Origin of the sequence: Bacillus sp. SIMBA_031 (genome assembly GCF_046535225.1) — a bacterium.
In the GTDB taxonomy this organism is placed as follows: domain Bacteria; phylum Bacillota; class Bacilli; order Bacillales; family Bacillaceae; genus Bacillus; species Bacillus velezensis.
Map to the genome: position 1 here is coordinate 953,914 of NZ_JAWRXC010000001.1, position 11,296 is coordinate 965,209.

An 11,296-nucleotide genomic window follows, 5' to 3' on the forward strand; every position below is an offset into this window, starting at 1 on the left:
GAGGATTCTTAATAACCGCCGAGGAAAGAAGCCCCAACGATGATTAATAAAATGAATAGCACCACGATTAACGCAAAGGAGCTACCATAACCACCTGAGAATCCCATATAATCTCACCTCCTAAAGAGGATTAATACATATTATGCCGAAATGTAAAGTTTGATAGGGATGCTAGTTTACTTTTTGAAAAAAGGTTTTTAGTCTGCATATATTTTCTTCTCACATTTCTTTTAAAGGGGGACCGTAAATGCTTCCTGTAATAGAAACGGACAGACTTATTCTTAGAGAAGTTGAAAAGGAAGATGCAAAGCAAATATTTGCTTGTTTTTCAAATGCAAATGTAACACGCTATTATGGTTTGGAACCTTTTGATTCAATGGAACAGGCTGAAAAAATGATTGGCTGGTTTAAAGATCAATATCATGATAAAAAGGGAATGCGATGGGGAATCGAGAGGAAAGATGCGAAGGGAATAATCGGAACTATTGGTTTTAACTCTTGGGTGCCCAAGCATAAGCGGGCGGAGGTCGGTTATGAGATTCATCCGAATTATTGGAGGAATGGCTATGCTTTTGAAGCGTTGGAGAATGTTCTTTCTTTTGGGTTTGAAAAGCTTGGGCTGCATCGTATAGGCGCTGTTGTTTTCATTGAGAATGCAGCGTCTCATCAATTACTGATAAAGGCGGGGTTTCAATCTGAAGGAATTTTGAGAAGATATATGTATCAAAACGGACTGCCCCATGATACACGTGTATATTCTATACTGAATGAGATCGTTAACGAATAAATTAAAAATTCGTCGTTTTGTCAGGTGTTCTGTGGTTTAAAAAGCCGGTGAAGACTTATTGCAGAACTTTAAAATTGATTAGAAGCCATAAAGCATTTTTTTGCTGCGCTTTCTGCAGACGGAGTTTGATTGTAAGAAACGATTCCGATAATCACTAACAAGATGATGAACACCAATATGCTCCACAACATTATTTTTAAAGACTTTGACATGGCATACCCTCACTTTGAAAGACTTTACCGGGGCTGCGTTCGGAGCCCGCACTTCAAGTATAGTCGTTATAACGGTGAAAAATGTGCAGTCCAGTTAAAAAAAACTTGCGGGCGCTCCCGCAAGTTTTCTCCGTATTAAGGTCTGTGAAATTCAATATGCTGATTATCACGATCGAACCACCCTCTGAAAGCCCAATTGATCCAGCCCCCGTCTCCTTTGTTATCGAAGGACCCGTCTTCGAAGACCCAGATTCCGTAAGTAATACCGTCATAAACGGCTGATCCGTAAAACTGAACGCCGTTAAAGTGGTCTTCATATTCTTGATTTAAATTGAACACCATGACGTTGTACTTCTGTCCTGATGCGTAAAATGTTGTTTCCATAACATTTTTTACCCAGCCGGTTCGGTTTTGATCTGACTTAACCGCTTCAGCAATGCGATCTGAGATTCCGAGAACATCTACGTTTACGTTCAGCCCGGCATCAACACCTGCTGCTTTTACTTTTTGGTCTGCTGTTTGGGATAATTTACTTTCTAACGGATTTGCAACGGGTGAAACGTGAGGCGCGTTTGCATGTTCAGACTGACTGGCTGCTGAGGCACTGGCTGTGAAAGGAATTGTTAGAGATAAAGCTAAGCATGATCCGACTACCGTTCTGGCGATTTTCATGGCTATGACCTCCTGAGGAAATTTTTAAAAATTGTTGCAAATTCATGGTATCGCAGAAAAATTGACCAAGCAAAGAGTAGATTTTCTCAAAAGTCATGTCATTCTATTTGTGTTGTTTTCTGTAAATGAAATACTTTTAATTAGGCGAAAAGGGAAGAAAATAATAGAGTCTTTTTATGTATTGTGATAGGATGACCGGATTTTGGGTGAAAATAGCCCGGAGAAACGCCATAATAAGAAAAACACCCGGAGTTTACCGGGTGTAAAAAGTGTTGATATGTCAAGTTAGCAGCATTTTTTACATTTTTTGCATTTTCTTTTATAAACAACGATGTAATCATAATCAAGATGCTTTTTATCTTGTTTCTTCTTTTTTTGTTTAGGCTGCTTTGGGTGGTGATCATAATGTCCGTTCATATCCATGTCCATGTCCATATCCATTTCCATACCCATATCCATACTCATATTCCTCCTTTTTTCATCTGACGGTAGTATTCTATGACAGAAAGCATGGATGGCTTGGACAAATGAAACGGTATGCTGAAAAAGAGGCAACTCATTCGGTATAAAAAACAGGATCATACCCGCCCGATAGAAAAGAGAGAAGATGATCCTGATATTGAGACCCTATTTGATAACCGCAATTGCAATGCCGTACCCTTTTTCAGAACTGTATAAGGCTGTCAGTTTCAATACCTTCCAGCCTTCCGCGGCTTTAGTCCCGATTCCGTTATGGGCTGTGATATAATCTCCCGGGCTGACCGTACTGTCGACCCGTACGTAATGCCGGCCGTTGAGTCCGACAATGTGCCATTCGTCTCTGGCCGCGCGTGCTTCATAGTCAGCTTCAAGAGCCGGACTGCAGTCCGGATTTTGTTTCGGCACGCGTACCGTTTCTCCTGTTTCTTCGTCAGTCACATTTTCGTATATGAAACCGCCGAACTCATTTGTCAAAAAGCGGCTTTGCCATCCGAAGCTTGCGGCTCCTGAGATAAAAGCGGCTGTTTCTGAAATGACGCCGAGCATGTAATCACCGACGTGAGCCGGTTGAATTTTTTCGCCTTTCACTGTGACGATCGTCCCGGCGGGAATTGTCTGGCCGGTTACACTTTCAAAATATTCTCCGTACCCTGACAGGGAAGAGGTGACAGCTCCGGCGAACGTACCGTGGCCGCCCGCTGAATCCAGTTTCCATTTGATGGACTGATGCCCTCCGGCAACCGTGTATGGTTCTTCCAATGTAATGCTTTCTGATGACAGAATCGTTCTGGAGACTTTGCTGCCCGTAATATGGACATTGTTTGAAGCGGCGATAAATGCCCTTGAACCTTCAGAACTTGAACCTCCGGAAGAGCTGATGATCGCATTTCTGTCACCTCTGGCCGTAATATCGCCTGTTCCCGCAATAACAGCGCTTGTCGGGTTGAATGCAAAACCGGAGCTGGTCGCGAGCTGTGCGCCTCCCTTTAAATTGACGGGGATCTGCTCATAAGTCTGTCCTTTTATAGATGCAGCCGCGCTGTAACCTTCCGCTTGCACCCCGAGAATGACGGCCTGACTGTTAGGGGACGTAATTCCGACGGAACCGCCGTCTCCGATCATCGTACCGTTCATAATATTTACGTTATATTGGCCTCCGCCGATGGAGATGCCTTTAGGAGAAGACTTGTATATATCAAAATTTAAAATTTTAACATAATCGGTTTTATTTGATCCGCCGGATATATTGATGTCAACACCGGCTTGTGTAAAGCCGCGTATTTTAATGCCGTTAATCGTAATATTTTGACTGCGGTATTGAAGAGCCACGACTGGATTCCCGCCATAGTCGTATGAGGGATCACCAATAGCTGTGAATCCGTTTACATTAACGTTTTTATAGGCAGAGATGACCAGCGCCCTCGGGGTCACACCGTCATAGAGAGCATTGAATACCGGTTCAATCGCGGTGCAATCGGTTAAAGTAACATCATAAGCCGTCTTGCTTTCGGGGTCTGAGGCCTGATGATGGCCGATATGACGAATATCAAATGAACGTACATCACGATACGAAACATGACCGATAATATGAACATTTTGAGAAGCCGGCCACAGGCTGTGCGCCTTTACCTCAATCCCACGGATATTTCCGCTCGTATAGTTATTTAAAAGCCATACATGTTTAGAGCCGTCGTCAATTTCAATGCCGTTCGAGTTTGCGCTGCCCTCAGCATGCTCTGTGCCGCGGGGGTTTCCGGAATGGCAGTTGGAAATGAAAATATACTCGCTGTAATGGGTGGTAATGCCGTCGTCTCCGGCACCGTATGCCACACAGTTATCAATCCATATATATCGGCAGCCGTCTTTCGTCCATTCTGTTTCAGGCAAATGATCGTAAGTCGGAGATGTAATATCAATACCATGGAGACCCGCGTTAACCGTTTCAACATTCTTAATCCAGCCGTATTGCACATTAGCAAACGTTAAACAGCTGGAAAACTGTCCTCCGGGGTTCCTGACCCCGCATTGACGATCAGGATTCCAGTCTAAAGTCATGTTCTGGACAAAAATATTACGGTTTCCATTTTCGTAATCATCGTTAGTAATGACCCATTCGTATGCGGGAGTGTCCTCATGAAGCTTTAGCACGGTAATCCCTTGTCCCTCACCGGAAATGGTGGTCCATGAGGGGAGTTTTATCCCTTGAACCAAAAATTCTCCTGCGGGAACATTTACTTTGACCCGGCCGTTCCCGATCGCTCTCCGAAAGGCTTCCGTATTGTCCCGGCCGTCAGGGATCGCTCCGTAGTCCTCCACATTCACTTCCCGGGTGATTTTATTCTTAAGCATTTCGTATTCTGTATCAAGCCGTTCTTTTAAAAGTGAGGTGACCATTCCTTCCGCCGTCACCCGGGCATCTGCGATCTCAAGATTATCATCCGTTGCGGAATGCTTAATAAAATTCTGCATCCTTGCTTTGAGATGCTCCAATTCAGAGGGCTGTGCAGGGCGAGACTGCAATGGGGCGTTTAAAGACGGATCAGGAAAGTTTTTAAATTGAACCATTCTAAAGACACCTCTTTCTTTTGATATAAGCGCCTGAGGCAGGGGACAGAAAAGAGTCGCGTGCCCTTTAAGCGCTTATTCTTCAAATTCTTTATTCAGAACGAAATTCCTTTTGAAACCAAGGTGAAATTTAAAAAAAGCTCTGTTGAAACAACGGATATAAAGCTTTGCATTATTGTAATTAAAGCTGTCATGTGAAAATGGAGGAAAAAACTGATAGGAGGGGTCCTCATTTTAGGTTTATTCTCATTGACTTCGCAGTGCTTCTCCTTCGGCTGCATATACACCAAAATCAACATTCTTATCAGTTAAATGGTATAATGGGGCACGGATTGGTCATCAATACGACTGAAATAGGGAACCAAAAGGAGCAGCGAAAATGACTTTACAAATCAAAATTAAATATTCAGATGATACGCAAACGAGAATCAGTAAAATTGAACAGGGCGATTGGATTGATCTGCGGGCAGCTGAAGATATAACAATCAAAAAAGGTGAATTCAAACTTATCCCGCTTGGAGTTGCGATGGAACTGCCGGAAGGATATGAGGCCCATGTCGTTCCGCGTTCAAGTACATATAAGCATTTCGGTATCATTCAGACAAATTCAATGGGAGTCATTGATGAATCTTATAAAGGCGACAATGACTTCTGGTTTTTTCCTGCATTCGCGCTTCGGGATACCGACATTTCCAAGGGGGAGCGGATCTGCCAATTCAGAATCATGAAGAAAATGCCTGAAGTGGAGCTGATCGAAGTAGACAAGCTCGGGAACAATGACCGCGGCGGACTGGGATCAACAGGCACGAAATAAAACGAAAAAAGACTGCTTAACAGCAGTCTTTTTTTTATGGAAACAGCAGTTACATTCAATTTGTTTCGGTGATTCTTGAATTGGGAAATCATACGTCATGTTCAAAATTGACTTCGAAATTCGGCCACTCCGTAACCGTTTATGCCGGGAGCAAATATTTGAGCCGGACGCCAGCACAGCTCAGCATATTGATAAAATGATTTCCCAGCAGTCTTCACTCTCCTCCAAAACTAAGGAGAAGGGTTTCATTTTTATCATTTAAGCTTTCCGTCTCTTTGACAGAAAGACTTTTTTAAGTTAAAGGATAGAGGTTGTTTTGATGTTTTTATTCTCCAAGATGAACGGAGGTTTTGTCCAACGTATATAATATTGTGACAAAAGTGTAAACAAAAGAAAGGATGATGTTATGGCAAAAAGGGTTAGAAGAGTAGAGCGTAAAGCAGCTGGCAAAGAGGCAGAGCAGAAGAAACCGTCCAAAGTCACCCTGTTCTGCCGTTCGCTTCAAAGGCTGAAGCATTTGTATTGTAACATAAACACACAAATGCCATCAATAACCAAAAAAGGAATTTCAGTTTTAATTTTACCGTTTTTGCTCCTGCCGTTCTTTCAGGCTAATGCCGCTTCAGATATTTACGGCGGTTTCGAGGAATTAAAGCTGAATGAAGATCCTTCTGATTTTTCCATTTCAACGCGAGAGCATGACCCTTCTGTCCTCATATTAGCTATACACGGCGGAGGCATAGAGCCGGGGACCAGTGAGTTATCTAGAGAAATTGCCGAAAACCGGAGTTTATATTTATTTGAAGGGTTAAAACCAGCCGGTAATGCGGCTCTGCATTTGACAAGTTCGCATTTCGATGAACCGAAGGCCATGCAAATGGTGAAAGAGCACTCTAATGTCATTTCATTGCACGGTTACGGCAGTGACGATAAAAAGATAAAAATCGGCGGTACAGACAGAGAACGGGCCGAACTTTTGACCGATGTGCTGAAACGACACGGGTATCCTGCCGTTCTTCTTGGCATAAATGATAAATATGCAGGCGTCAGTCCGAACAACCTTGCCAATCAATCTTCATCCGGATTGAGTATTCAAATCGAAATGAGCACCGGCTTCAGAAAATCACTATTTGACACTTTTACGCTGAAAAGCAGAGCATCCACACAAAATGGGACCTTTTATCAATTTACAAAAACGATTTCTGATTTTATCAGTGACAATTATTAATAAGCACGCCTATTTTGCCGGCGGGGCTTTTTCTTTTGAAATTTATGAAACTTTAAGTTCTTAAGATCGTATACATAATTGACAGGATGAAAGAAAAGAGGTGGGCAAATGAAAGTGATGATCGGGTCTATCGTTCTTCTTGTCATCATCGGATTCGGTTTATGGCTGATGCTTAGTCCAATCTTTAAACAAGTGGGAAGCGGAGCCAAAAAATTCAAAAAGTCATGGGAGGAAGAAGATCAGCATGAGCGAAAATAAGCGCGGAAACACAAAAAAAATTATCGGCGGTGTGATTATAGGTGCAGCCCTTTTAATTGCGGGCGTTACAGCGTCACTATTCATTGAAAAAATACCGAACGGTTATGTCGGGGTTGTATACTCACCGAATGGCGGGGTAAAATCCGACACATTGGACCAAGGCTGGCACTTAGTCGGATTATTTAATAAAGTAACGGAATATCCGGTGCGTATGCAGACAGTGAATAATGAAAATATAAAAGTGGCAACCTCAGACGGTAAAAATATAGAAATGGATATCGCTTACAACTATGTCGTGCAGCCTGATAAAGTAGTCGATCTGTTTAACAAATTCGGCGCGGTAGACGTTGAAACGATTGAAAATACATATTTAAAAACAAGGCTGTGGGATGCGGCGCGAAAATCAATCAGCAAATACTCGGTTATTGACACATACGGGCAAAAATCTGCAGAAGCCGCTGCCGATGTTCAAAAGCGATTTGCTGATGATATGAAGAGTCTTGGATTTTTAATTGATGATCTGACGCTTGGCGTACCGAAGCCGGATAAAGCCACACAGGAAGCTATCGATGCAAGGGTGAAGTCTTCACAGGAACTTGAACGGACACAAACTGAAATTAAAATAGCCGAAGCCGAAGCGAAAAAGAAAAAAATTGAAGCGGAAGGGATCGCTGATTACAACCAAATCATAAAGAAATCAATGTCAGATGAAATGATCAAATATAAATGGATTGAAAAATGGGACGGAAAAACGCCGAAAGCGACAGGCACAGACTCACTGCTGCAGCTGCCGCTGGACGATCAGAAGCAAAAATAAAAAGAGAAGGAGGCGATTGCCTCCTTTTTATGTTTTTTCCTGTGGGTCTTTTTCCGGCACTAATTCTTCAGACGCCTCGGTTTGATAGCTCCATAGCGTGCTATCCGTCTCTGTTGTGTCCTGATAATCTTCGGGAAGTACATATTGCTGCAAATACCGGTGAAAAAATGCCTCAAAAACAGAAATGCAAAGTGCAGAGATAACCGATGCCGCGGCAGGCGAGACATTAAATCCGCCAATGTTCATAAGGAATATCCATAATATAATGAATGAAATTCCGAAATCAGCTGCAACGGCTGTGAAATTGCTTGTTCTCGGCAGAATCATGCAATCACCCGCAAAATAAGTGATTAAACTTAAGATCACTGTAATAAACAGAACGTTTAAAAAGGTTACTTGGTACATAAGATCCAGAACAATGTACAGTAAAGCAAGTGTGAGCGCCGTTTTAGAAGCGAAAGCAATTACGTGTTTCATTTGAACCACCTTCGTTATTTCGTTTAGTCTTCATTGTAAGCAATCCGCAAATTTTTAAACTGGTATATAGTGGTTATAAAGGATACGTTTTAATAAAATGTGAATAGACATCACAGGATTCACAAGTTAAAATATGTAAAAAGGGGGATGCAAATGAAAAAATACTGGATATGTATTGCTGTTTTTTTATTATGTTTTAGCGGAATACACTCAGCTAAAGCGGCTACCACTGAATTCGGATCAAAAACAAGCTTCACTTTGGAGGGAAATGCAAAAGAGTTTCATATTGAAAATCCGGGGGCTGTAGCTGCCGACGATTACTTTTTAGGATATAAGTTCACCATAATGAACAACTCTTCGTGCGGTTTAAGCATGAAACTCCAACGGATGGCGCTGAACGGAAATTTTTATACATTAAGTTCTAAAACCTACAGCGGCAGCTGGTTAAACCTCAGTGCCCAGGATAAAAAATCAATTGATCCGTATCACAAATACAGGATTCTGGTTGAAAGTTCTTCAAACGTCTGTGGCCCCGTCTATATTAAAGGGTTATACGGTGTAGAATATTATCATTTTGATTGAAAATAGATACTCGCTAAAGGCAGCGGGTTTTTTTATATCCAGATATAACTTATCGTACTATGTACTAAATATTCATATGTAAATTTTAATGCACCCGCCCAAAGAAAAGATAAACAAAAGCAATTTCATCACGCACAAATATACAAAGTTGAAAAATGGATGAAAAGTTTCTTGAGGGAAACATTATTAGTTGACTCCAAAAGTGTGATGTCGGATAATAAGAATGTAAGTTTTTCCTCCTTAGCAGATTCGTTTCTTAAGCCAGGGCGAATCTGCTTTTTTTATGCAAAAAAACCCCTTACAGAGGGGTTTTTTACGATAAATGAAGTTTAATAGAATTAATGTACGGCTCTGAATACGCCGATAACTTTTCCCAAAATGCTTACGTTTTGCAGGATAATCGGCTCCATCGTCGGATTTTCCGGCTGCAGCCGCACATAATTGTCTTCTTTATAGAAGCGCTTGACCGTCGCTTCATCATCTTCGGTCATAGCTACGACGATTTCTCCGTTATTGGCCGTGTTCTGCTGTTTGACAATGACGTAATCTTTGTCAAAAATGCCGGCGTCGATCATACTTTCTCCCATGATTTCTAACATAAAGACATGTTCGCCCGGAGGAACCATCCGGTCAGGAAGCGGAAAATACTCGTCGATATTTTCAACAGCCGTAATCGGAATACCCGCCGTCACTTTCCCGATGACCGGAACGTTTACGACCTGGCTTTTCGGAATTTGGACTTCTTCTTCATCCAATACCTCAATCGCCCTCGGTTTAGTAGGGTCCCGTCTGATCAGGCCTTTTGTCTCCAGCCGCGCCAAATGGCCGTGCACGGTTGAACTGGAAGCCAGTCCTACTGCTTCTCCTATCTCTCTTACAGAAGGCGGATATCCTTTCGTTTTTACCTCTTCTTTAATAAAACGCAGGATATCAAGCTGCCTTTTTGATAGCTTCGTCATATTTCGCACCTCAAAACGTCGATTTTAAGTAGATTATAGCATGATTTTCCTGACAGTACAAACATAGGTTCGAAAAAAACGATTGACAGAAACATTTGTTCGTATATACTGAAAGGTATAAAAAGCGAACAAACATTCTTATCGGAGGTTGTTTACATGGCGAAAGAATCTATTATATTTGTCGGGCTGTTTACTGCAATTTTAAGTGCCGCTATTTTACTTGTCTCATGTGCGGGAAATGATCAGTCCCTCAGCCAATATGTTAAAATAAAGGTTCAGGACGGCGATACACTCTGGTCACTTGCGGATCATGTAGCAGAAAAGAAACACATTAATAAAGAAGATTTCATTGAGTGGGTGACGGAGAATAATCATCTCCAAACTGCTGATATAAAGCCCGGAGACGAGCTTATTCTTCCGGTTAAGAAAAAGCATCCGGCCGTATATCAGCTGGCCATTGTCAATTAGAGAGGAAAGAGAGAAATGAAGGCGCTCATTTATGCCCGCGTAAGCACAAACAAAGAACAGCAGCAAACATCATTAAAAAGACAGGAAGAGGAGCTCAGTGAGATCGCTGCTGCAAACGGCATGGAAGTCGTGAAAGTCATTTCTGAGAAAGCCAGCGGTTACGAAATGGACCGCGACGGAGTATTTGAAATGCTTGATGAAATTAAAAAATCACATATTGACGCGATATTGGTGCAGGACGAAACGAGATTGGGAAGAGGAAACGCCAAGATTGCGCTTTTGCATTGTATTTACAGGGAGAATGTGAAAATATATACGACGGCTCATAAAGGTGAACTGGAGCTTTCTGAAGCTGATTCGATGGTACTCGAAATCGTCAGTATTGTTGAGGAATATCAAAGGAAAATTCACAATATGAAAATCCGGCGGGGAATGAAAAGAGCCGTGAAAAACGGCTACAAACCTGAACGGAATCTGAAAAACAGGCATGAAAACAGCGGAAAAGAAAAAAAAGAGGTTCCGGTTTCGGAAATTATCAGGCTGAGAGCCAACAAGCTTACCTTTGCAGAAATCGCAGCGACCTTAAGGGGCTTCGGCTACGATGTGTCCAAAGCCACGGTTCACCGGCGGTTTCAGGAATATATCGCAGACACAGAAGGCAGCTGACGCGCATCAGTTGTAAAAAAGACTGCGTTTTAGTAGTATATAATCAACACGCACCAAAGGAGCTTATTATGATTTCTAAAGAAAAAATCGCAAGAATTAACGAATTGGCTCAAAAAGCTAAATCAAACACGATAACGGATGAGGAAAAAGCTGAACAGCAAAAGCTTCGCCAGGAGTATTTGAAAGGATTCCGCTCCTCAATGAAAAATACGTTAAAGAGCGTAAAAGTGATTGATCCGGAAGGCAACGATGTCACCCCTGAAAAATTAAAAAGAGAACAACAGAAAAATAATCTTCATTAAACAGAAAGA

15 protein-coding genes are annotated in these 11,296 nt (G+C 42.0%); 9 read left to right on the forward strand and 6 right to left on the reverse strand.

Annotated elements, in window-relative coordinates:
* Nucleotides 1-8: 8 nt before the first annotated feature.
* Nucleotides 9-107, reverse strand: coding sequence for a YjcZ family sporulation protein (locus SB724_RS04460; RefSeq protein WP_003154022.1), 99 nt, complete (start codon nucleotides 105-107; stop codon nucleotides 9-11).
* A gap of 140 nt (nucleotides 108-247) precedes the next feature.
* Here SB724_RS04460 and SB724_RS04465 point away from each other — a divergent pair, with 140 nt between their 5' ends.
* On the forward strand, nucleotides 248-787 hold the full coding sequence (locus SB724_RS04465; protein ID WP_410570217.1) for a GNAT family N-acetyltransferase: 540 nt from the start codon (nucleotides 248-250) through the stop codon (nucleotides 785-787).
* 347 nt (nucleotides 788-1,134) lie between these two features.
* On the opposite strand, the gene SB724_RS04470 is transcribed toward SB724_RS04465, so the two are convergent.
* The 3 genes from SB724_RS04470 to SB724_RS04480 form a co-directional block, all read right to left on the reverse strand.
* Nucleotides 1,135-1,671, reverse strand: coding sequence for a stress protein (locus SB724_RS04470; RefSeq protein ID WP_410570219.1), 537 nt, complete (start codon nucleotides 1,669-1,671; stop codon nucleotides 1,135-1,137).
* Nucleotides 1,672-1,956: 285 nt separating this feature from the next.
* Nucleotides 1,957-2,136: a hypothetical protein gene (locus SB724_RS04475; RefSeq protein ID WP_265971669.1), complete on the reverse strand. Its 180-nt coding sequence runs from the start codon at nucleotides 2,134-2,136 to the stop codon at nucleotides 1,957-1,959.
* A gap of 162 nt (nucleotides 2,137-2,298) precedes the next feature.
* Nucleotides 2,299-4,716 carry a peptidase G2 autoproteolytic cleavage domain-containing protein gene (locus SB724_RS04480; RefSeq protein ID WP_410570221.1) on the reverse strand — a complete coding sequence of 806 codons (2,418 nt, stop codon included), beginning with the start codon at nucleotides 4,714-4,716 and terminating at the stop codon, nucleotides 2,299-2,301.
* 379 nt (nucleotides 4,717-5,095) lie between these two features.
* On the opposite strand from SB724_RS04480, the gene SB724_RS04485 reads away from it, so the two are divergent.
* The 4 genes from SB724_RS04485 (at nucleotide 5,096) to SB724_RS04500 (ending at nucleotide 7,833) form a co-directional block, all read left to right on the forward strand.
* Entirely contained in the window at nucleotides 5,096-5,530 is a 435-nt protein-coding gene (locus SB724_RS04485) for a dUTP diphosphatase (RefSeq protein WP_003154017.1), read from the forward strand.
* Between the two features lie 406 nt (nucleotides 5,531-5,936).
* Nucleotides 5,937-6,758 carry a poly-gamma-glutamate hydrolase family protein gene (locus SB724_RS04490; protein ID WP_265971666.1) on the forward strand — a complete coding sequence of 274 codons (822 nt, stop codon included), beginning with the start codon at nucleotides 5,937-5,939 and terminating at the stop codon, nucleotides 6,756-6,758.
* 108 nt (nucleotides 6,759-6,866) lie between these two features.
* Entirely contained in the window at nucleotides 6,867-7,016 is a 150-nt protein-coding gene (locus SB724_RS04495; RefSeq protein ID WP_265971664.1) for a hypothetical protein, read from the forward strand.
* The gene (locus SB724_RS04500; protein WP_069007440.1) at nucleotides 7,003-7,833 is read left to right on the forward strand and encodes a prohibitin family protein; all 831 of its coding nucleotides are present in this window, start codon (nucleotides 7,003-7,005) and stop codon (nucleotides 7,831-7,833) included. The genes SB724_RS04495 and SB724_RS04500 overlap by 14 nt, the downstream gene beginning before the upstream one ends.
* Before the next feature lie 27 nt (nucleotides 7,834-7,860).
* Here SB724_RS04500 and SB724_RS04505 read toward each other — a convergent pair whose 3' ends face one another.
* Nucleotides 7,861-8,310, reverse strand: coding sequence for a YndM family protein (locus SB724_RS04505; protein ID WP_003154009.1), 450 nt, complete (start codon nucleotides 8,308-8,310; stop codon nucleotides 7,861-7,863).
* Nucleotides 8,311-8,463: 153 nt separating this feature from the next.
* Here SB724_RS04505 and SB724_RS04510 point away from each other — a divergent pair, with 153 nt between their 5' ends.
* Nucleotides 8,464-8,892, forward strand: coding sequence for a hypothetical protein (locus SB724_RS04510; RefSeq protein ID WP_032875041.1), 429 nt, complete (start codon nucleotides 8,464-8,466; stop codon nucleotides 8,890-8,892).
* A 338-nt stretch (nucleotides 8,893-9,230) separates the two neighbouring features.
* Here the strand turns inward: SB724_RS04510 and lexA are convergent, their stop codons facing one another.
* The gene (gene lexA / locus SB724_RS04515) at nucleotides 9,231-9,851 is read right to left on the reverse strand and encodes a transcriptional repressor LexA (protein ID WP_007611720.1); all 621 of its coding nucleotides are present in this window, start codon (nucleotides 9,849-9,851) and stop codon (nucleotides 9,231-9,233) included.
* A 156-nt stretch (nucleotides 9,852-10,007) separates the two neighbouring features.
* Between lexA and yneA the strand changes: the two genes are divergently transcribed.
* The 3 genes from yneA (at nucleotide 10,008) to SB724_RS04530 (ending at nucleotide 11,287) form a co-directional block, all read left to right on the forward strand.
* The gene (gene yneA / locus SB724_RS04520; RefSeq protein ID WP_003154001.1) at nucleotides 10,008-10,319 is read left to right on the forward strand and encodes a cell division suppressor protein YneA; all 312 of its coding nucleotides are present in this window, start codon (nucleotides 10,008-10,010) and stop codon (nucleotides 10,317-10,319) included.
* A gap of 15 nt (nucleotides 10,320-10,334) precedes the next feature.
* Nucleotides 10,335-10,985, forward strand: a complete 651-nt coding sequence (locus SB724_RS04525) for a YneB family resolvase-like protein (RefSeq protein WP_007611724.1) — start codon at nucleotides 10,335-10,337, stop codon at nucleotides 10,983-10,985.
* A 68-nt stretch (nucleotides 10,986-11,053) separates the two neighbouring features.
* On the forward strand, nucleotides 11,054-11,287 hold the full coding sequence (locus tag SB724_RS04530; RefSeq protein WP_003153997.1) for a DUF896 domain-containing protein: 234 nt from the start codon (nucleotides 11,054-11,056) through the stop codon (nucleotides 11,285-11,287).
* Nucleotides 11,288-11,296: the final 9 nt, after the last annotated feature.